Annotated in this window: 17 protein-coding genes and 3 pseudogenes; 10 read left to right on the forward strand and 10 right to left on the reverse strand. The window is 60.4% G+C overall.

The window, feature by feature from the left end; all coding sequences use genetic code 11:
* Both QE452_RS02925 and QE452_RS02930 read left to right on the forward strand, forming a co-directional pair.
* Positions 1-1026, forward strand: coding sequence for a patatin-like phospholipase family protein (locus QE452_RS02925; RefSeq protein ID WP_309658592.1), 1026 nt, complete (start codon positions 1-3; stop codon positions 1024-1026).
* Positions 1027-1972: 946 nt separating this feature from the next.
* Complete coding sequence (locus QE452_RS02930) at positions 1973-2527, forward strand: hypothetical protein (protein WP_309729570.1); 555 nt, start codon at positions 1973-1975, stop codon at positions 2525-2527.
* 350 nt (positions 2528-2877) lie between these two features.
* On the opposite strand, the gene QE452_RS02935 is transcribed toward QE452_RS02930, so the two are convergent.
* Entirely contained in the window at positions 2878-3399 is a 522-nt protein-coding gene (locus tag QE452_RS02935) for a PEPxxWA-CTERM sorting domain-containing protein (RefSeq protein WP_309658594.1), read from the reverse strand.
* Between the two features lie 141 nt (positions 3400-3540).
* On the opposite strand from QE452_RS02935, the gene QE452_RS02940 reads away from it, so the two are divergent.
* Positions 3541-4170, forward strand: a complete 630-nt coding sequence (locus QE452_RS02940) for an energy transducer TonB (protein WP_309729572.1) — start codon at positions 3541-3543, stop codon at positions 4168-4170.
* 124 nt (positions 4171-4294) lie between these two features.
* On the opposite strand, the pseudogene QE452_RS02945 reads toward QE452_RS02940, so the two are convergent.
* Positions 4295-5063, reverse strand: a pseudogene (locus tag QE452_RS02945) (DDE-type integrase/transposase/recombinase); the annotation flags it as partial.
* A gap of 140 nt (positions 5064-5203) precedes the next feature.
* Between QE452_RS02945 and QE452_RS02950 the strand changes: the two are divergent.
* From QE452_RS02950 to QE452_RS02965, 4 genes are all read left to right on the forward strand, one after another.
* The gene (locus QE452_RS02950) at positions 5204-6682 is read left to right on the forward strand and encodes a S41 family peptidase (RefSeq protein WP_309658596.1); all 1479 of its coding nucleotides are present in this window, start codon (positions 5204-5206) and stop codon (positions 6680-6682) included.
* 703 nt (positions 6683-7385) lie between these two features.
* Positions 7386-7616: a hypothetical protein gene (locus QE452_RS02955; RefSeq protein ID WP_309729575.1), complete on the forward strand. Its 231-nt coding sequence runs from the start codon at positions 7386-7388 to the stop codon at positions 7614-7616.
* Positions 7617-7855: 239 nt separating this feature from the next.
* Positions 7856-8077: a hypothetical protein gene (locus QE452_RS02960; protein WP_309729578.1), complete on the forward strand. Its 222-nt coding sequence runs from the start codon at positions 7856-7858 to the stop codon at positions 8075-8077.
* Positions 8078-8306: 229 nt separating this feature from the next.
* Entirely contained in the window at positions 8307-8705 is a 399-nt protein-coding gene (locus QE452_RS02965) for a hypothetical protein (RefSeq protein ID WP_309658598.1), read from the forward strand.
* A 1857-nt stretch (positions 8706-10562) separates the two neighbouring features.
* On the opposite strand, the gene QE452_RS02970 is transcribed toward QE452_RS02965, so the two are convergent.
* From QE452_RS02970 to QE452_RS02985, 4 genes are all read right to left on the reverse strand, one after another.
* Complete coding sequence (locus QE452_RS02970; protein WP_309729581.1) at positions 10563-11459, reverse strand: DUF1963 domain-containing protein; 897 nt, start codon at positions 11457-11459, stop codon at positions 10563-10565.
* Between the two features lie 110 nt (positions 11460-11569).
* Positions 11570-12424, reverse strand: a complete 855-nt coding sequence (gene tnpC, locus QE452_RS02975) for an IS66 family transposase (protein WP_309658601.1) — start codon at positions 12422-12424, stop codon at positions 11570-11572.
* Positions 12425-12576: 152 nt separating this feature from the next.
* Positions 12577-12924: a lysozyme inhibitor LprI family protein gene (locus QE452_RS02980; RefSeq protein ID WP_309658602.1), complete on the reverse strand. Its 348-nt coding sequence runs from the start codon at positions 12922-12924 to the stop codon at positions 12577-12579.
* A 128-nt stretch (positions 12925-13052) separates the two neighbouring features.
* Positions 13053-13892: a helix-turn-helix transcriptional regulator gene (locus QE452_RS02985; protein WP_309658603.1), complete on the reverse strand. Its 840-nt coding sequence runs from the start codon at positions 13890-13892 to the stop codon at positions 13053-13055.
* A 95-nt stretch (positions 13893-13987) separates the two neighbouring features.
* Here QE452_RS02985 and QE452_RS02990 point away from each other — a divergent pair, with 95 nt between their 5' ends.
* Complete coding sequence (locus QE452_RS02990; RefSeq protein ID WP_309658604.1) at positions 13988-14890, forward strand: SDR family oxidoreductase; 903 nt, start codon at positions 13988-13990, stop codon at positions 14888-14890.
* On the opposite strand, the gene QE452_RS02995 is transcribed toward QE452_RS02990, so the two are convergent.
* The gene (locus tag QE452_RS02995) at positions 14866-16437 is read right to left on the reverse strand and encodes an FAD-dependent monooxygenase (RefSeq protein WP_309658605.1); all 1572 of its coding nucleotides are present in this window, start codon (positions 16435-16437) and stop codon (positions 14866-14868) included. The two genes, QE452_RS02990 and QE452_RS02995, sit on opposite strands and share 25 nt — an antisense overlap.
* A gap of 458 nt (positions 16438-16895) precedes the next feature.
* Between QE452_RS02995 and QE452_RS03000 the strand changes: the two genes are divergently transcribed.
* Together QE452_RS03000 and QE452_RS03005 are read left to right on the forward strand one after the other, a co-directional pair.
* A complete protein-coding gene (locus QE452_RS03000) occupies positions 16896-17261 on the forward strand; it encodes a hypothetical protein (protein ID WP_309729583.1) in 366 nt (121 codons plus the stop codon).
* A 287-nt stretch (positions 17262-17548) separates the two neighbouring features.
* The gene (locus QE452_RS03005) at positions 17549-18007 is read left to right on the forward strand and encodes a T6SS immunity protein Tdi1 domain-containing protein (protein WP_309660492.1); all 459 of its coding nucleotides are present in this window, start codon (positions 17549-17551) and stop codon (positions 18005-18007) included.
* A 693-nt stretch (positions 18008-18700) separates the two neighbouring features.
* On the opposite strand, the gene QE452_RS03010 is transcribed toward QE452_RS03005, so the two are convergent.
* The 3 genes and pseudogenes from QE452_RS03010 to QE452_RS03020 all read right to left on the reverse strand — a co-directional run bounded on the left by QE452_RS03010 (position 18701) and on the right by QE452_RS03020 (position 21298).
* Positions 18701-19066 carry a hypothetical protein gene (locus QE452_RS03010; protein ID WP_309660493.1) on the reverse strand — a complete coding sequence of 122 codons (366 nt, stop codon included), beginning with the start codon at positions 19064-19066 and terminating at the stop codon, positions 18701-18703.
* A gap of 53 nt (positions 19067-19119) precedes the next feature.
* A pseudogene (locus tag QE452_RS03015) lies at positions 19120-19551 on the reverse strand (IS5 family transposase); the annotation flags it as partial.
* 765 nt (positions 19552-20316) lie between these two features.
* Positions 20317-21298 (reverse strand): annotated as a pseudogene (locus QE452_RS03020) (IS110 family transposase).
* Positions 21299-21443: the final 145 nt, after the last annotated feature.

Below are 21443 nucleotides of genomic sequence, written 5' to 3' on the forward strand. Positions count from 1 at the left end.
ATGACCGCCGATCGTCGAGATTTCGACGTGGTCTTGGTGTTGAGTGGCGGCAATGCGCTCGGCGCGTTCGAGGCCGGCGTCTATGAGGCGCTGCACGACAACGGGCTGGAGCCCGACTGGGTGGTCGGTGCGTCCATCGGCGCGATCAACGCGGCACTGATCGCGGGATCCGCGCCGGAGCGCCGTATGGACAGGTTGCGCGCGTTCTGGCGACCGACCATCTCATCGGTCGCGGGCGCCGCGATGCCGTGGCTGGAAACCGGGCGACGCACCAATGCGGTGACATGGACGACGATGACGGGGCGTCCCGGTATCTTCGGTCCGTTGCTGTCGGCACTGTGGCCGTGGACCGACATCCGGCCATCGTTGTTCGAAACCAACCAGCTGGAAACCACACTTGCGGCGATGGTGGACTTCGATCTGCTGAACGACGGGCCGTGCCGCTTTACCGCGACCGCCGTCGACGTGCAGACGGGCGAGGATGTGGTGTTCGACAGTACCACGATGCGGATCGGACCTGCCCATATCCGTGCCAGCGCGGCGTTGCCGGTCGTGTTCCCGCCGGTCGAAGTCGACGGACGCTGGCTGGTCGATGGCGGTCTGTCGGCAAATCTGCCGCTCGACCCGGTTCTCGCCGCATCGCCGAGGCGACCGACACTATGTATCGCGGTCGACCTTCTGCCGCTGACCGGGGCAGTGCCGGCGACACTGGGCGAGGCGGCCGGGCGGATGCAGGACCTGATCTTCGCGGCCCAGTCGCGACGGACGATCGCACGGTGGCAGGCGGCGTATGCCGGCCGTGACGACGTGCAGGTGACACTGCTACGGTTGTCCTATTCGGACCAGCAGGATGAAGTGGCGGGGAAGGCGCTTGATTTCTCAGGCTCGACGGTCGCCCAGCGCTGGTTCTCCGGACATCATGCGGGCAATGCGGTGGCCGCCGGGCTGGCGACTGGATCGTTCGGGTTCGACGAAGCGGGACTGTCGATGCGGACGGTATCGCCGGATGCACCAGACGCCGGTTAGCACTGATACGCCATTTATTGCTGACAGACTTGGCTTGGAGGCTACTATGGACTTGGGAACGTGGGTGATTCATCCCTCGTCCGATGCGTGTCTGCCGCAAGCCGTACCCGTCTGATGTCGGTGACGAGGAATCATCGCTGATCACATCATACTTGTTACTCAAGCGCGAGGATGCGGGTCAGCGGGAACACGAGCCGCGCGATGCGTTCAACGGTCTTTATTCATTACCGAGCGGTCGCAATCCAATTCCAGGAAGAAGGTTCTCGATTGACCGTCTCCGTCAGAGAGGTCGACTAGGGCAGTGGAGCGGTTGATTAACCGGCACCGACTTCGGCCGCCCACATGAACGGGCGGCCGAAGTCGGGATGCCGAAAATAGGTCGGAATGTCGTCTTGTGGGTCTTCGCGGTGAAGGGAAGGGCGGCTGCTTCTACTCAATTCCAGCCATGATCAGTCGTTTTGTCATTGCTCATAAGAGATCGTACGATAGGATCTTTATAGTCACGACTGGTAGGTTGGATGGGGCTCCGAAAGAGCCGCTGGGAGCAGTTACATGAGGTCATTGATCGCGCAAGCATTATGCATATCTGCGCTGCTTTCTGAACTATCAGCTCAATCCGATGCTCACGCTGCCAATCGCCGCTCATCGAAAGTGCAGGTGGAACAGGTGTGCCAGGTTCCCATCGGGTGGGCTGACGTAGCATCTCGCGAGCCGCGATTTGTTGTTTTTGGCGAAATGCACGGAACGCAGCAGGCCCCTGCCTTCATCGGTGACATAGCTTGCGCACTTGCAGCAAGAGGTGAGCGCATCTTGGTTGCGATTGAACATTCGTCAACCGAAAATGACGCCTTTCAAAAAGCCTGGCACCTCTCGAACGCGGAATTCCCTGAGGCACTCAAACGGGGCGGGTTGGGCCGATCGTGATGATGGCGTTGGCAGTGAAGCGATGCTGGCCCTTCTTGTTCGTCTTCACAACTTAGCGCGACTTGGACAATCAATCGATATCGTGGCTTTCAATGGTGCAAAAGACGCGGAGCAGAGCCGTAGGTTCTCCGATCTACCAGGGCAGGGGCCACATGATGCTGCACAGGCGGAAAACATCCGCGTCGCAGCAGCGGCTCATGCTTATGACCACGTTCTTGTTCTTGTCGGCAATGTTCATGCTCGCAAACGCCCAGTCGAGCATTTCCGTGCGCAGTTCGAACCGATGGTGATGCGACTGGGCCCACCGTCGTCTATCATTACGCTGAATATGAAAACGGCAGGTGGAACAGCTTGGAATTGTGAATTGAAACCTGGCGTGACGCCTAAGCCGGGTAAACCAATCACCCAAGATGACATCGCGTGCGGAAGTTACCCAATCAGTGGCGACGCCGACCTGCCACACAGTCCTTTCATTGCGCTGGGAGCGTTACAGGGAATGGCGATTGATCCAGATTACGACGGTGTTTTCTGGCTTGGCAAGGTTAACGCCTCGTCGAAGGCAGTTGTATCACACTAACCAATTTCTCCTGCTGACCTCCAGCCACAGACAAGGCGATTCTGGACGAATAGTACGATCCTTTTTGCGTGCATACACGCCGCTTTCGCCATGTCTCTTTCTAGAAGCAGGTGATCCGCTTCCCTTTTACTGGCAGACACCCGGCCGGCCGGCTCAGCTGACCATGCTCCCCATTGCGAGATGAACGAATGGCAGAAGCTTGGAAGCGCGCGAGACGGACTGAATGACCGCTTCTGGGTCGCCGCGTCCTTAGTGCGGGTGACACCGACCTAGTAAGCCTACGTTTCAAGGATTCGGCTTTTTAAAGAAACGTGAGCAAGTAGGACCGGCTTTCGCTGACCCTGATTAGATCAGATGAACGTAATTAGCGGCAAACGATGACGATAACGGGTTGCACCTGCAACCATGCTAAAACCTAGCAACATCATCACCCATGTTGTAGGTTCAGGAATAGCGCCATCCACTTCAGAAACGATCATCGTACCTGGAAAGCTGGTGGGTTCAACGCTTGTGTAACTACCCACCATCGAGAGTGCACCGTCCTGCAAACGTCGGGTGAGCAATGTGCTGCCGAAACTCGTGTTGACGATTACTTCGACGGCGTCGCAGGCAACGCTGTTGCTGGAGCCGGGCACGATGGTGAAGCACGCGTCCATAAAGTGAACGCGGGCTACGCCAAGCGTGAAGCTCGATAGTGTACTGGCCTGGATAAACGTTTCCATAGGCAGTAGGGTCGCCGAGATCAGGCTGAAGGCGACCCGCCCGCCGGCAAATGGCTCCTGGGTTGAGAAATCGAACATCAGGGTAGCTGCCATACTCGGCGCAAGCATCAAGCCGGCAGATAGCGCTGCAACGGTGAACGACGGTTTCACGCGACCCCCATCCCCTTATTGTGGATTGGCATTCATCGTAGAGCTGATTTTCCGAACCTAAAGCCTCGCTTGCATTTAATCATGGCGCCCGTCACCGTCAGGAAGGCTTAAAGGTGGGGTAGGATTATGCTGGGATTGCTGATGGTTACAACGCTGCTTGCCGCTCAAGAACCGGCAGCACCTTCTATCAGCGGATCACCTCGTCTGCGTAACGCTGAGGCAATAATAACACCCGATGACTATCCCGTTAAGGCATTGCAGCGGCATGAATATGGCATCTCGAGCATAGTCATGCGGGTTTCTGCCGACGGCAAGGTGACTACCTGCGATGTTACAGAGAGTAGCGGTTCAGCCGCACTCGATCTGGCCACCTGCACCCTGTACAAGAGGCGCGCTAAATTCGATCCGGCTAAAAACGATGTTGGTGTACCGGTTGCTGGAGAATACCGGCTGGCAACGAATTGGGGCTTGGATGATCACCAGCCTCAAACGACAATTGAAAGCTTTCTACAGGTGCAGGTCATCCCGGCTGACTACCAATCTCCGGTAAAGGCGCGACTGCTCTTCGATGAAGCCGGTCGCGTTACAGCATGTGAGGTGATGGAAAGCAGTGGGAGCATAGCAGCGGACCATGCAGCATGCTCTTATACGAAGCAGCAGCTTGTCATTGCCGCCCCCCGAAAGGCGTCAAACACCATCCCGCTGGTGGCGATACGCTACCTGACGGCAACCTTGCTGACCCAAGGTACCCAGCAGTCTGCCAAGAGGTAGTCATGTTGTATGAGGCCCGCTCTCACGAGTCTTAAAATCTGAAAACCCGCTGATCAGCCTCGTCTCGGCACCTCCCTTGGCTGAACGACCGTCTGGTTTGCGAATGGACGAGGAGGGCCGTGAACGTCCACTTATGGGTCGTCTTAGCGGTACGGCGGCTTTTCGGCTTGGTGAGCCGATGCTCGATGTCGTTGGCCTCGCAGATCATGTCGAAGCGCATCTGGCGGGACCAGGCGGTGTCGCGGTTGCGTGGCTGCTCGGCGAACTGAATGCCGTTATCGGTCAGGATCGTGTGGATGCGGTAGGGTACGGCTTTCAGCAGGTGTTCGAGGAACTCTCACGCTGTCCGGCGATCGGCCTTGTCGACCAGTTGCGTGACGGCGAACTTGCTAGTGCGGTCAATGCCAACAAACAGATAGAGCTTGCCTTCGGAGGTCTGCTACCCAAGGCGATATCGATGTGGAAGAAACCAATCGGATAACGCTTGAAGCGTTGCCGCTTCGGTTTGTCGCCTTCGACGTCCGGCAGGCGGGAGATCCCATGCCGCTGCAGGCAACGATGCAACGCTGACCGCGTCAGGTGCGGGATCGATGGCTACAGCGCGTAGAGGCAGTCCCCCGCCTACGCGAGGGCAGGCTAGCGGCAACAGGGTGTGGCGTCGGAACGCCACAACCATCGCCTCCTCGGCCTCGGACAGAGTGGTGGAATGAGGGGCCTTTGGCCCGGTCTGCAGGTCTTCGACCGTTGCCCTCTTGGCCACGGTCTTGGGATTGATCCCGAACTCACGGCTCAGCGCCGAGAGCGAAGCTTGCGATCGCTGTATTGCTGCTCGGACGGCGTGCGTGGTCATGTCGAGTGATCGCATGCGATCACTCGTGACGTACCTGTCCCATACGGCCTCCTTCCATTCGAACGAAAGGATCGCACCGTCAAACCGTGGGATCAAACACTTAGCGACAGGTTGGTGAACGCGCCGGTAGCAAGATGACGCCATCCCATTGTCCCCGACGTATCGATTATCTACGATTGACCAATGCGCATCCTCGTCTTGGCCCTAACAATGCTGTTGGCCCAAGCTGACCAGGGCTCGCGTGATTGGACTGCTGCGCTGCGAACCGACGCCATCGCAATGCACGACACCATTGCCGCCAATCATCCCGGCCCGGTCAATCCAGCCGACCCTGGTTTCGAGGCGCGCAACGACGCCCAGCTCGCGCGTGCGCTACAGCGCGCTCCAAAGGCGAAGAGCTTCGCCGACTATTTCTATGCGATGCAGGAGTACACGGCATCCTTCGACGATGGCCATCTTGGTTATGGTGTGTCGGGTGCGTCACCCGATGAAGTGCGGCGCTGGCCTGGATTTCTGACGCGCTACGATGGCAACGGAGAGCAGAGCGTCTTCGTCACAGAGCCCGGGTCGGGCGTTCCCTTGGCTGCCCGCCTTCTCTCATGCGACGGGCGCAACGCGATCGCGCTCGGTCGGGAGCGCCTCGGCTCGCGCTTCGGGCGATGGAACCTTGCCTCGCAGCGCGAGCTCTTCGGGGCGATGATGTTCCTCGATGTTGGCGACACCTATGTAGCGCCCATCAGGCGATGCCGTTTTCGCGCCGGCGGCAGGACCTTGGACGTCAATTTACAATGGCGCCCTCCGACCGAAGACTTGTATGCGCGCTATGTCTTTCCCGTGTCCCGCAAGGCTGAGTTCGACGTGCGGCGACTGAGTGACGGCACGCAATGGTTCAGTATCCCCTCCTTCAACAGCAATCCCGACTCGCCGGCCGGGCAAAAGTTGAGGGAGTTGATCGCTTATTTGGACACCCATGCCGCTGAAGTGCGCGCCGCCCCGGCGATCGTTCTGGACCTGCGCGGCAACGGCGGAGGCTCCTCCGACTGGTCGCGCCAGATCGCCGAGTCTTTGTGGGGAGAGGGTTCGCTCGCCCGGCATCGCGAGGCCCCGATGACAGTCAGTTGGCGGGCATCGCGCGACAATCTCGCAGCTATCCGGGACAGCTCTGCGCAGCAGTCGCAAGGCAGCCATCTCTCGGCGGACATGACTTCCTGGTTTCGGAACACGATCAGCGGTCTGGAAAGAGCTATCGCGTCAGGCGACCCATTGTGGATCGTAAGGCCGGACCACGCTGCTCCGGACGGCAGGACTGCCCAGCTTCCCGCTTACCGCCCCGACGGCCCCGTATTTGTGGTGACCGATCCCGCCTGTATGTCGGCATGCCTCGACGCCGTGGACCTATGGACCCGGCTTGGCGCTATTACTGTCGGACAGGAGACGAGTGCCGACACGCTGTACATGGAAGTCCGCAACGTACCGCTGCCCGCCGGATTGGGCTCGTTCTCGCTGCCGATGAAGGTCTATTCGGGGCGCCTCCGCGGAAGCAATCAACCGCTCCTACCTTGTCACCGCTTCGGTGGAGACATAACCCACACATTGGCGCTCCAGAACTGGGTCCTTACACTTCCGCGGGCAGCGGCTTCCAACAAGCGTTGCGACAATTGAAACGGCGACGAAGGGGCGCTTTCTGTCGATCAAGCCGGCCCGGCCTGTTGATCAAGCCAGCCCGGCCGCCGCAAGGAAAACGAGCGGTTATCTCGCGGTCGCGCGATGCCTCCCGAGGCGGTTCGAAAACGACGAGAAAACCCGTTCTGAAAACCAGTGGCATCTTGCACCATGCTGATGGTCTTTTCTGGCGGGGTACGTGTCCGCAATCGTTCGCTGGTCGACCAACATCTCGCGTCCGTCGCACCCAATGTGATTTGCGTCTCAACGATCGTGCGCCCGCCGATCGCCAGCGTCCATAATGTGAGCCGGAACATGGCCTTTATTGCAGTTCCGAGCGGTCATCATTGCGAGCCGCTACATATAATTGGGGGATGAACGAATGGCCGAAGCTGGGAGTCGGGTCGGGCGTACAGAATGACTGTTTCTGGGGCCAGCATGCGCGAGGCCGTGCAGTGTAGTCGAAAGCACGAACTATCCCAGAGGAACGGCAGCTATCTGACGGCTGGCGCCAAAAGCGGTCCTTCCGGTGTCGCCCACTTGCAGACGTTCAACGCCAGCCTAGCTTCGCCATATTGCGGACGCTCGTCCATCCGGTAAGTTGATCTCGGCCCTGACGCTGTTGGAGCGGGCGTATCGAGCAATCAGAGCGTTTGGCGGGTTCGAGTCCCGCTCATGGGTCCTTCAATATGAAGGATGACGTTTGAGGCTGCCAATCCGAAACAAGAGCGATCAGCTGCTGACGATCTTTATCGAGCCGATCTGCCACCAATTCGAGGTTCCGGTTGGTGGAGAAGCAATCGTGACACTTGAAGATGGATATCCCCACTTGTTTGATTGGTTCGACGATGCTTGGTTATCGATTTGGAACGAGGGGCATCAACCCGCAGCCGTGGAAATCAGACCGACGCACGCCTCGATCAAAGGGGGTTGAACGGCGACTTTCGCCTAGGCGTGTCCGAAAGCTGCCGTTCCGCTTACCTCCCACATCACGACGTTCGAGGCCGCATGTCAGGTGGCAAAATCGGTCATAGCGCGGAGATGAACGAGCGGCCGAAGTTGGGGACCGGGGAAGGGGGCGTGAATGACTGTTTCTGGGTCTCCTCGGCGGCAGAGCAGGGCGGCTGGTCTCGCCCAGTTGCAGACAACCGTTTATCCGTGTAGTCTGAGCTGATGACGTTGAAGCGGCTTGATCTCGCCTTTGTGCTGAGTATCGTTGCCGCTTTCGCAGCTTTCTTCCCGATAAAGGCGGCCCTGACGCTCTGGTACATGCAGCATGCGCCGAATGACGGACAGTCGGCCTTGAAGGTGATCGCGGGCGCGCTGTACTTGACCATAGCTTGCGGTGCGCTGACTTTCGGCATCACCTTACAACGAAACCGAAGGCGACCGTAGCGGCGCGTCCGCTTCCGCCCGATTGTGTTGAAAAACTCCGCTGAGGATCGAACCACGCCGGTGGAGCGCAATTATGTTACATATATCTTCATCATTTAGCAGTTAAGGTACGTTTACAACTGTACCTATAACAGATAGTTTCGTGACGAGGGCTCACTATCGGGGTCGCGAGAGTTTTTCAACACAATCGCCCACTTGCAGACGTTCGCTTTGCCGATAATGTGTGGCAATGATTAGCACGCTATTGGCCGTTAGCGCGCTTGCCGCTTCTGGTGGCGGGACCCAAAAGCCGATCACAATGTGCGAGGTGGCAGCTAATCCTGGCACTTTCATGGGTCGCGAAATTGTCATCCGTACTGAGATTGCAACAGACGGCATGGAACGCAACGTTATCTTCGACCCGTCTTGCAAGGGCCGGCGGGGGATAGGCCTAGGCCAAGCTTTAGATACCAACGCGCTTGAGCCAATTTCATCGCGTCTCGATCCCCAATCATCAGACAATCATGACCAGCTTATCGCCTCCTTCCAAGGCAAGATAGTTCGAGAAAAAGCAAACAAGGCAGCATTCTACAATGACGATGGTTATCGCTTTGCCGTCCGGCGCGTGTTCGACGTGAAGACCAAGTAAAATGGCAGCTAGCCCTCCAATGTCCGCCATGGGGTATTGCTGGGGTATATCAAAGAAAAAGTCGCTTCCGCTAGGACAGGACCTGCCCAGCGCCCCGGACGGTCCGTCCGCCGCGTGTATCAGAGAACAAAACTCAGCTCGGGACTATAGAAGACCTGGCACGGCTGATACTGAAGCCTGCGAGCCAAGCTCGACAGAGATCCATACGGTCATCGCAAAATGGGCAATCCGATCTGCTCGTAGCGGGATCTGCGCCAGCCCGCAGGCCGCACGCATGCACTAGAGCGATCAGATGCGCCGTGTCGCTGGCTTCCATCCCCCCGATACTAATTCGCCCTATTGGCATCACAACAAATTTTATTTCAATAAATCAAACACCTGTTAAGAGAGATTTCGAGTTTCGTTGCGGATTTTTACTACTCGGCTCCGCGTCAAGTGGAGGGGTATCACAGGGGTATGATCCCCCGTTAATCGGCCGCTTTCAGAGAGGGCTGGTTTATCGCAGCGGAGGGGATGTCCGCCGCGTACCATGTCCGCTTGCCGCCCAAATCACGACACTCGAGTGCAAAGATTCATGTATCAGGCGCGGTCATATCGCGAATATGAACAAGTGACCGAAGTTGGGAGTGGAGAAGAGGCCACGAGTGACCGCAACCGGGTCGTCGTGACAAAGGGGAGGGCAGCCCTTATCGCCCATTTGCAGAAGACCGCAATCATCAGTCCCTCGGCGCACCTATCAAAGCGTTGCGGAGACGCACAAGGTCAGCGAATTGACGATCTCCACCCTCGAAGTGTTCGCGCAACCACTCAGCGCGTTGGTGTGCGACTTGCGCCGGGGTAGCTACCGGAGATGGCGCAGCACCCGGAGGCGGCGGGGGAGGTGGTGGTCTCATGCATTCATAGAACGTATTACGATCTTGCTTTGCGCGTGCTGCAACAGCTCGTTTATAATCAGACGCTAGTTTCGTTCCGCGAAGGGACCTTACGAAGGCCTTATCGCGTGCCGATCTTGCGGCGACATACGCTGCAACGTCCTCAGGCGCGCAGTGAGCGACAACGAACATTTGATAATTGTCAACAGCAGTACGGAAATCTGCGCGGCTGACGGTGGCTGGAGCGTGTTGCGCCGGTGATTGAGACGAAAATAGTATTGCACTAATGGCAAATGACAAGGTCAACCTCATCCTTCATCCCCGCGGTGCCGACTGAGCGGGCAAGCTTAGCCGAATGGCTCAAAACCACAAATGTCCGCTTTGCTCCCACATAGCGGCATTCGAACTTAAAGGGTCAGGTGCCAGACGCGGTCATACTGCGAACATGAACGAGTGGCCGGAGTTGGGCTGTGGGGAAGAGGCCATGAGTGACCGCAACTGGGTCGGCGTCACGGTAAGGCGGGGCGGCTGCTACTGCTCAGCTGCAAGCATCTATATTAGGTCAATGGCATTGACCTTCGCTCTCTACAGGGGATAGCCTACTGGCGCGCCCATGTGGAGTAAGGCACGTATGAGCATGACTATGCTGTTTCTGGCAGCGCTCCCGATACAGGTACAAGCCGCGGCTACAGCACCTAATAGTGACAAGCTGGTTGTCCGCGACATGCCCCAAGGCGCCGCGCGTAAGGGAGGCGAGCTGTGCGGCAGCGAAACCGCACCTAACGGAGACAAGCTGTGCGTCCGCGACATGCCACAAGGCACCGCCTCTAAGGAAGGCAAGCTGTGCGGCAGCGGAAACCGCACCTAACGGAGATAAGCTGTGCGTCCGCGATATGCCACAAAGCACTGCAACTGACGGGGACAAAATGGTCGTCGAGTAAGCGTCCGGCCTGACCCGTCCGCGCATTCGTAGGCTGGATTATCTTTAGTCGGATTGACCAATAAGAACTGCATCGTTGAACAGCGCCTCGCCATTCACCATTTTTATCCAGTAAAAGCCCCGCATGAAGCCGTCTGGCTTCTCGACCGCCGCGTCGAGACCGAACTGGCCGATCAGATGCCAAGACTCCAGCTCCCGCATGAAGTCAGGCGCATTCATTGCATCATAGTCGTCCCACGCCAGACGACGGTACCGGCGCTCGCACTCGCGTCGCATGTCGCCTGTTTGCAGGGGTTGCGGCCAACCGCCCACTTGCCACGCTGCCCCCTTAGAGTAGCTCGGACTGATGTCCCAATACCAACTCTCGAATTTGCGACTGTCATCGGCTTGTCCCGCGTCGTCTTCGGGTTGGAGAGCCTCGTAGGTTGCCAGGCGTTCAAAGTGTATCCACTGACGCACCTGCTTTTCGCTAGCCAAGCCAGCGGTTCGCGCGCTGCATGGGACGTAGACCACGCGACCTAGCATCTGATCGAACCCTCCCCACTCGTTCCGGCCGACGAAGAACAGGAGGTGTCCCGATGACGGCAACCATTCGATGTCATCCCGGCCCTCAAGGTCATGAAGCGCGATCTGCGCGACGAAGGTAAGCCGTTCTCCTTGGTGGGTAGGCCATAGGGAGTTGTCGCACTCCGCAGGTTGTCCACCCAGCCAAGAGGAAGTGGGCTCACTGGCAAAGCCGCCGAGGTGGCCCATTTTCCGGGTCTGGAGCTTCGCCAGCTTGAGACGTGCAACGGTGTACGGCGATCGCGGGATGGGTTTCCCGTCTATGTCATGCTCACCTCTCAAGTAGCGAATGGCGAACTCAGGATCAATCGCCCGCCCGCGATCCATCTTCTCGATAAAGAGCCGTAGCCCAGGAATCAGATCGATAAGCCGTGCCATGGTTTCCCAGACATCAGAGCAAACCGCTTGCAACATCAAGGTTGCTGATGAGCCAACTCAATTGAAAAGCGGAAAGTACGGAAACGAGCTGACCGGCCCGGCACCGGCGACTATGGTGCGAAGCGCCAAGGCGTCAGTTCGCCAATGCGATTAATCGGGTGGCCGTCAGCGATACGGGTGAGCACATCGCGCAGCCAGGCTTCGGGGTCGACGAAGTTGAGCCGGGCGGTCTGGATGAGGGTGTAGATCGCTGCGGCCCGCTCACCACCCTTGTCCGAGCCGGCGAACAGGTAGTTCTTGCGGCCGAGCGCCACGGGGCGGAGGCAGTTCTCAGCGCAGTTGTTGTCCGCCTCGAGCCGCGCGTCGTCGCAGAAGGGGGTCAGCGCCTCGCGTCGCTTCACGGCATAGCGGATGGCATCGGCCAGCGCCCCCTTGCCCGAGATGCGCCGCATCGTGTCCTCGGCCCAGTTGAAGAAGCCGTTCACCGCTGCCTTCACGACCTGCCGGCGGTCGTGACGCTCGTCGAGCGGCAGCCCGCGTCCCAACTCCTCCATTTCGTATATCAGGTCGATCATGCTGACGCCGGTGCGGGCCGTGGTCGAGCCGGTCCCCTTCCACACGTCGTAAATCTTGCGCCTGACGTGCGCCCAGCACGCCACCTCGACGATGGGTCCGGGCTGCCGGCGTCCATCGTACAGCTGCTCGTATCCCGCGTAGCCGTCCGCCTGCAGGAAACCGCTGAAGCCGGCGAGATGCGCGCGCGGTCGCTCGCCCTTGCGGTCGGACGTGTAGAAATATGCTGCTGCCGGCGGGCCGATGCCCTGCCATCCCCGGTCGTCGCGAGCATAGACCCAGAGCCTGCCGGTCTTGGTCTTGCCGCTGCCCGGCGCCAGCACGGGGACCGGCGTGTCGTCGGTGTGGATCTTGTCGGCCGCGAATACATGCACGCGAATGTGGTCGACCATCCTTCGACTGCCAGATACCCGATCGGCCGGCTGGGCTGAGCATGCTCCGTATTGCGAGATGAACAAATGGCGGAAGCTGGGGGGCGGACAGGGCATCCGGAATGACCGTTCTTGGGTCATCGAATCTGGCTATAGGTGGGGCCCCTACGAAATTAGCGGAAGCGCGTCAGCCAGCTAGTCCGGCGGGTGGTCTGCTTTGTCAGGCAGGCCGGATGGTTCAACGTCTCGATCGTGCCAGCGCCGACGCGGTCGTCAATCGGACAAGCCGCATCTCGCGTTCTAATCCATGCGCGTTGCGATGCGCGCAGAGCGGCCCGACGAGCAACCGGAATGCGCTTCATCGCCGCATTATATGTGGCGTTCAGTTGCGCGTCGGCGCGCTTATAGTCCGCGACATAACAGGCTGCCATGGCGGGGGTAACGCCACGCGCGGCCTCGCCTTCGTTAAGGCATCGATCGAGTTGAGTGGTGGCGGCAAGGGCAAGTGCGAGGGCTAGCATCGGCAATCTCCGTTGCGCCGAAAACGTCGGGCCGCCGCTACGGTTGCTCCATTGATGGCCGCTCATACGGTGATGTGGGTGAACAGCGCGGGCTTGAGATCGGTTAGCCCAAGCAGCGCTCGTCAGGATCATCCACCTTGGCGCGAGTCCAGCAGTGCGCGCAGACGATCGGCGTCGTCGGGTGAAGCGGGATTATAGATGATCATCCCGAGTTCCGGCCTGCCTTCGACGGCGAAGGAGGAGAATTCCATCGCGAGCAGTCCTGCGTCGGGATGACGGATGCGCTTAACGCCTTCCCCGTGTGCGACGACGTCATTGTCCTGCCACAACGCCTCGAATTCGGCACTGACCCGGCAGAGCTCGGCGACCAGCTTCGCGGCCTCCGCGCTGTTGTTGGCCCCCGCGCGCGCCACGTCGGCGCGGAAGGCGCCAACCACGAAGCGGGCGATGCTGTCCCAATCCTCGTTCCGTGCGCGGACATGATCGCTGCCGAACGTAAGCCGTAGGATGTTGCGCCCCTCGCGTGGCAGCTTGGCATAGTCGGTCAGCAGGATCGCAGCGGCACGGTTCCAGCCGACGACATCCCACATTGCCGTCTTGATGATCGCGGGACTCAGCGCCATCCCGTCGAGAACACGCTGCAGTCGCGGAGTGATACCGTCGACCGGCTGATAGCGCGCCTCGGGCAAACGACCGAGACCGAGCATGTAGAGGTGCTCGCGCTCGGGCTCGGTCAGCATCAGGCCCTTGGCGATGCGATCGAGCACGTCGGCCGATGGGGCGCCGCCGCGTCCCTGTTCCAGCCAGGTGTACCACGTCGGGCTAATGTTCGCCCGGCTCGCCACCTCTTCGCGGCGGAGGCCGGGAGTGCGCCTGCGGCCGCCGCCAAACCCGAACGCTGCCGGATCGAGCCGAATGCGCCGATCGCGCAGATATGTGCCGAGCTGGTTGGTTGCCTTGCTGACCATGATCGATCCTGTTGCAAATTATACCACGATAACGTCACTACTTTAACAGGGTGCACAGGATCGCGAAATAGCCGAGGACAAGAAGGAGACTTTCCATGCGCGTGTTCCTGACCGGTGCGACCGGTTTCATCGGTTCGCATATCATCCCCGAACTGCTCGCCCGCGGCCATGGAGTGCTGGGCCTCACTCGATCCGATGCCGGCGCCCGAAAACTCGAAGCGGCTGGCGTCGAGGTCCATCGCGGGGATCTGGAGAGTCCCGAGACGCTGGCTAGCGGCGCAGCGGCGGCTGATGCCGTGATCCACTGTGCGTTCGACCACAATTTCGAGACCTTCTTCGAAAACACGAAAAAGGACGAGCGCAACATCGCCGCGATCGGCGAGGTTCTGGCGGGGACGCACAAGCCGCTGCTGATTACGTCCGGGGTGGGCATCGGCACGCCGCTCCAGGGCGGACCGGCAATCGAAGATGTGCTCAACCCGCACCACGCCAATCCGCGCATCGCGACCGAACTCGCCGGCGCCGCGCTGATCGGGCAACGGATAGACGTGCGCACCATCCGACTTCCGCAGGTGCACGATACCACGAAGGCCGGGCTGATTACCCCGCTAGTCGCCCAAGCGCGCCGCGCCGGAGCGGTGGCGTACGTGGGTGAAGGGCAGACGTGCTGGTCTGCGGCGCATGTCAGCGACGTGGCAAAGCTTTACGTCCTGGCCCTTGAAAAAGGCGAGCCGGGTGCGCGCTATCATGCTTCGGTCGAGGAGGGCGTCCCCGCACGTGCCATCGCCGAGGCGATCGGAAGGGGAGCCGGGCTCCCCGTCCGCTCGGTCGCGGCAGATGAGGTCGAGCGATACTTCGGTTGGATGGCACCGTTCGCGGCACTCGACATGACCGCGTCCAATGCTTGGACGCGGGCACGATTGGGCTGGGACCCTTCAGGCCCCGATCTGCTCACCGACCTTGCCGCGATGGACTATTCCGCGGGCGGTACGGCCTGATCTTTCTCCGGCCGCTGTCGGGCTGGCTCGCCAAGCCAGCGGTCAATGGCTAGCTGCAACTCGTCGGGATCGGCTTCCCCGCCGGCCCAGGCGACCACGCCGTCGGGCCTCACCAGTATAGCGGCGCAATCCAAGTCCGGCGTCATAGTGCTGGCGAGGTAGCCCAGCTCCCCGGCCCACTCGGCAGCGACCGCGCGCAGCGGCGCGGCGGGGTCAAGATCGAGCAGCCATGCTCGCCCGTCGCGTAGAACGTCGTTCAGCCGCTGGCCGTTCGCGAGCGCAATGTCGGGCACATTCCGGCCGACCAGTGGATGAGCTGCCGCGTAGTCGTCGTCGTATTGCAGCCCGGCGCCCCAGACCCGCCCGGCAAAGTAAGTGGCGCCATCGCGCGTCTCCATGAGCTCCCGGACGATCGACCGCAGTGCGGCGGCTCCCGGATCCGGTCGCAACAGAGAGACTTGTGCGCGCGACCAATCGAGCACCTGCTCGGCCACCGGTCGTCGCTCTTCTTGATAGCTGTTGAGCAGCGCCGGGGGCGCCAGCCCGCAGATCGTCGCAGCGAGCTTCCATCCGAGGTTCATTGCGTCGCCCAGCCCCAGGTTGAGGCCCTGCCCGCCGAGTGGGGCGTGAACGTGCGCGGCGTCGCCGGCGAGCAGCACGCGACCCTTGCGGTACTCGGCCGCGAGGAAGGCCCGGTCGGTCCATGTCGTCGCCAGATCGAGCGCCGTCACGATCACGTCCGTACCCGAGATGCGGCGGAGCACCGCCTCGACATGCTCTCGCGACAGCGGCCCTGCGCGGTGCCGCGTGCCGCCGTCGAAATCCACCATCGTGACCGTGCCGGGCGGGGCAAAAGTGTACATGCCCGTGGCGGTGTGCTGACGGCCCGGCCGCAATGGGTTCGGCTCGGCGAGGCGAAGCGACATCGAATAACCGGTGAACTCCGGCTCGGTGCCGGTAAAGCCGATCCCCGCGGCCTTGCGTACCGTGCTGCGGCCGCCGTCGCAGCCAACCAGCCACCCGGCACGAAGCCGCTCGGTTCCGGTATGGACGACCACGCCGTCCTCGACCTGCTCGAGCCCGTCGACCCCACTGTTGTAGCGGATCGTGACGCCGAGCGCTGTCGCCCGTGCCGCCAGCACCGCTTCGATGTCCGCCAAAGCGACGGCCAGCATCTCGGACGAACCCGCCGGTCGCCACGGCCATGCCGTATCGTCGACCCGATCGCGGAAAAACTGCAAGCCAGCGAAATGGCCGGCGGGACGGCGCGCTCCAGCTGTCCAGGGCGCCGCGGCTGCCGTGCCTCTTGCGCTCATCCGGGCCTTCAGAGGCGCGAGAAGGTCACGGCGGTCGAGGCTGGCGATTGTCGGCAGCGTCAGGCCGCGCAACCCGAACGGCAGCGCTTTCAGCGGAGATTGCGGCCCAGGAGCGCGCTCGAGTACGAGCACCGAGCAGCCAGCGAGCCGCAGCTCGCACGCAAGAAACAGGCCGACGGGGCCAGCGCCAGCAATGATGACGCTGTGTTTGGAATGATGATCGTAAGACATAGCAGGCGCTCCTCAGTCGAGTGTTCGACCGGAGCGTTCCTCGTCTAGGCACCCTCGCAGACGAACTGCCGAACGCCCGTCTTGGACGTCCGCTGTTCGTCGTGGGGATCCCGGCCAAGGCCAAAGACCAGAGCTTCCGTTACCAGAAGGGCTTGGGCTGACCACACCAAGCCTGCCTTTTCCGACATGTCCGGTTTAGCGGGACTGAGGCGACTTTCAATCCCGCGTCGAAAGCCATCGACGACTTTGTGTCTGACACCTGGACAAGGCTGTCCGATGGATCGTCAGCGGATTAACGAGTGACCGAAGTTGGGAGGCCAGTGAGGCAGCCTGAATGGCGGGTTGTGGGTCGTCGTCACGGTAAGGAAGGGCGGCTGGCTCCGCCCAGACTTAGTCATTCCCGCAGCCAAAAGCCGTTCCTGATTGCGGACCCTCGTTCAGCGATGCATCCTATCCCAATGGAGCATGCACACCTCGCTGATTTTCTGGCTGGTGCTCTTTCGCCGGAGGCGTTGATCGATCAGATTACGACTGAAGTGAACGCTTGCAATGTGGCCTTTCGAGCGGGTGAGAGTGGCTACATCATCATTACGGATGGCCCAGCTATCGAGGTGACCAGAGAGGGTGCGCGACGGCTCCTCGCCGCCATAGTTGAGGGGCGGTTGCCGTTCGATCTCGCAAACTACGTCGCGGACTGCCTTATCATGAGCGACAATTTCTATTTCGCGGACGGTGCCGTGCGAGACGCTGTTTATTTCGTCGAAGATAACAGCAGAGCACCGACGCAGGATGAGACGATCGAGGCGCTTGCGATGCTGGGCTGAACGGCAGCCCTCGCCATTTCCTGCTCGAATGCAGACCGTCCGCTTCCCTCCCAAAAGCGGTCATGCCGCTAACGCCCGATTGTGTTGAAAAACTCCGCTGAGGATCGAACCACGCCGGTGGCGCGCAATTATGTTACATATATTTTCATCATTTAGCAGTTAAGGTACTTTTACCATTTGATCTATAATAGATAGTTTCGTGATGAGGGCTCACTATCGGGGTCGCGAGAGTTTTTCAACACAATCGCCCACTAGCAGACATTCGATTTTCACTGCACCATTTCGCTATGAACGTGCTTGATTATCTCCTACCGCGAGCCGCCGACGAGACTGACCTATCGCTATGGTCATCGATCTTGCCGTCGCCAGCTCGCGTTCTTCGCACTAACCTGTTCGGCGACTCCTTCCTTGTGGACGCCGCTGGAACGGTTCACCTCCTCGATCGAGGCGGCTGTTCAACCGAGCGCATCGCTGCTTCTGAACAAGAGTTCTGGCGAGCAATCGAGGGAGATAGCGAGGGCTGGCAGCTACGCCCCTTAGCAGACGAGTGCCGACGTGTGGGAAAGCTGCTGGCAGATGGCGAATGCTACGCGTTCACCATGCCCCCCGTGTTGGGAGGAGAATATGCGGTCGAGAACGTGTGGATTGCCCCATGGCGGGAGTGGTTCTCATTTACTGCCGACCTGTTCCAACAAATCGAGGCATTGCCGGATGGCGCAACCGTGTCGCTAAAGGTGGTGGATTAGCGAACGGCAGCAAACCTCCCACTTCCAGCCATTTGCGCTGAAGCTCAAGAATGAGGGGTACGGCTGGTGTATAGCCGCCCCGGTTTAAGCCTGGCCTATGAGGGAATAGGGTGTGCGCAGCGGAGGAAATGTCCGCCTTCCATCTCAAACAATCGGGGCGGCAGGATAAAAGACAGCATTGCATACGTATCGTTCGCGTTTATCCTCAACCTCCCCAATGGAGTGGTGATGATGATTACAATGTTGCTCCTTATGATGGCTGCGGCTCCACCAACATCGGCACGTTCAACCCCTGATAGCGACAGCCAAGTATGTCGCGAACGGAGTTCTCCAGGATCTCGCATCCCCAAGCAGACATGCCGGACTGAAGCCGAGTGGCTCGCTTTCGACAATGATAAGCGCCAGCGGGATCGATTCTGGGACGATCTACGCAACCGCGCATACCCTGTTTCCAAGCATTGATTAGCAATGTAGCGTCGCCTGAGGTCAACAGCGGCCTTTGTGACGCTACAGCCGCATCCGTTCGACAGCATGAACACCAGCCTTAAACTTAGCCGTTACGTGCCCAATTAGAGGCCGATTTTTACGGGGTTTAATGCTCAGATACACCACACCCGCAGAGGCGCACCGTGGCAGCCACGCGGTTTTTGCGGCGGAGGACTTTTGCGCCGCGGATCGTGTCCGCTCTCGCCTTCAGCCGACGCTGGATCCGCGCCGACGCCACCAGCCAAGCAGCCAATAGACGGCGAAGCCCTCGGCAATGCCAATCGGATATGCGATCGCATGACCTGAGGGGGATTTGCCGGTTATCGGAATAGCCCATATCACGACTATGTTGACGCCTAATATCAGAGCCACAAGCAACCAAAAGCCACGCTGATTACGAACGCCCCAGTGGGACATGACTGCCGTATAAATTGAGAAAAATACGGTCGTCGTCACGAGAGCTTTTTCTGGCGTTGAAATATACGAGACAATGACAAAGACGGGGAGCGTTTGCGCGAAAACGATTACCGCCTCGCGAATTCTACCGCGCACGCCCGACCAATAGCTTGCCATAAGTAGTAACCTATCCCACGCTTCACAGATCGTCTAGGGTCAGGACTCGTTGATCAAAGCCAGAAGATGATGGTTGCGGCGAGAGCGACGGCGGAGAAGAACGCCGTACGGCATCGATCGTAGCGGGTGGCGACGCGGCGCCAGTTCTTGAGGCGTCCGAACATGATCTCGATGCGGCTGCGGCGCCGATAGCGTCGCTTGTCGTATATGATTGGTTCATTGCGAGGTTTTCGGCCTGGGATACAGGGCTGGATGCCTTTGGCGTGCAGGGCGTCCCTGAACCAGTCAGCGTCGTAGCCGCGGTCCTCGAGCAGCCACTGTGCTCTCGGCAGATCATCGAGCAGCGCCGCGGCACCGGTGTAGTCGCTGACCTGGCCAGCGGTCATGAAGAAGCTCAACGGGCGCCCGTTCGCGTCGGCTACGGCATGGAGTTTGGTGTTCATGCCACCTTTCGTGCGCCCGATTAGGCGGCCAAGGCCGCCCTCACATGGGGATTACCGAGTCAAGCGCCTGTGCGGGCTGCCGCGCAGGCGCTTCTCGTATCTCTCGATGTTGCATTGTGCGTCGGCCATAGGGATGCCACAACCGGGGTATGGATGGTGTTGCGGACTTCCACCGACGTGCTCTGCTGTTCGGCGTAATTCTCATTGCAGGGTTTGCCCTGCTCATGATCCTACTTCCCAAACCTCAGCTACCGCCGATCTCCACGCTGAACGGACGGTACGACAATCCCTGCTGCGCTCCAGTCGAGTTGATAAATGGTCGGATCATCGTGAACGGACAGAGTCGCCCGTTCAAAATAGGTTTCGACAAAAGCAGCCTCTATGTCCTTCCTGACAAGTATGTCGGCGTTCAGGACGCGCGGCGTGTGACGGTCGGAGGCGGCTTTCCGCTCAAATTGCGCGTCGATAATGCGCAGCAGCCCTCGTCAATCCAGCTCTGGGACGTGGATCGGTCTACAACGTTTGATTTTGTCAAAGCTGCTCCAGCCAGATCACATGGTGCTCGCTCCTAATCGCGGATCACTGGTCTGAGCCTGCTGCAACAAGCGTCCCGGCAACCGGTCCGCTCTAACCTCACATCCGGTCGCCGCTCGTGCGCGGCCGCACCACAATCCCGCTTGCGTCGGGTCTGGCTCAGGAGACGGGACCAACCTTTTTTCGGCATTTGAAGCCAACAGGGACCTCCGGTCCGTCCACCTGGATCCGGCAGGGGCGATGCCCTGCGGGAACTCGTATCGGGTTACACGCTCATGCGGCCTTTAGCAGCGCGCCTGCGGGGACCACGCCGGCCGAGACGAACTGCCACAGCGCGATCAGCAGCTTACGCGCGACCGCCACGATCATGACCCGCCGCGCGCGACCACCGTTCGCGCCCGCCCGCTCCGCGTACCACTTCGTCAGTTCCGAGTCCGGCTGGTGACGCAGCCACAGCCAGGCGACTTGGATCATGGTCGTGCGCAGCCGCTTGTTGCCGGCCTTCGACACACCCTGTTCCCGATCCATCGACCCGCTCTGCCACGGCGACGGCGCAAGGCCTGCATAGGCCGCGACCTGTCGTCGGTTGCTGAAGCTGCGGAAGAACGCCTCTGCGTGCAGGACGCCCGCGAACTCCGGGCCGATGCCGCGCAACTGGATGAGCCGGGGCCCGGTGTCCGTCCCACCGGCGGCATCCGGCTTCGGCTCGAGCAGCGCGTCGCGCTCGGCTTCGACCTGCTTGATCTGGCTGACGACCATTTCCAGCCGGTCCAGCTCGCGCTCGATCTCGCGGCGAACATGACGGGGCAGCGATCGGCCATCACCGGTCACCAGTTCGTCCAGCCTCGCCAGCCGATTGGCGCGCAGCGGGCTCGTAGTCGCCGACCCCTTGCGCGAACAGCAGGCCCTTGATGCGGTTGACGTGCCGCACCCGTTCCACGACCAAAGCCCGCCGCTCCCGCGAGATGCGTCGCCGGTCTTCGTCCTCGACGCTCGGCACCGTCACTATCGCGCAGAACCGCGGCTCTCCGCGCTTGTAGGCCAGCAGCGTGCGGACCAGCGCCTCACCGTCGAGCTTGTCCGTCTTTGCGCGCCGGCTGCGTCGCGAAGCTGCGATCGAGGCTGCGTCGACGACGTAGCTTTCGATGCCCTCGCGCACCAGGCAGCGGTGTATCCAGAAGCCGTCGAGGCCCGCCTTCTGCATGACGACCAGCGGATACTGCTCGCCAGTCCGCGCCTTAGCCTTTGCCTGCAACTGCGCGAAGCGGTCCATGAGGGCCGGCACGTCGCCGCCCCTCACCTGATGGCGCGAGATGCGCTCGCCGCGCCCCGGCGACAGCGAGCTCACCAACCAAGTGGAGCGGCTCAACTCCAGTGACACGAAGATGGCGTTCAGCTGC

The sequence above is a fragment of the Sphingomonas sp. SORGH_AS_0438 genome, from assembly GCF_031453475.1.
Classification (GTDB): Bacteria; Pseudomonadota; Alphaproteobacteria; order Sphingomonadales; family Sphingomonadaceae; genus Sphingomonas.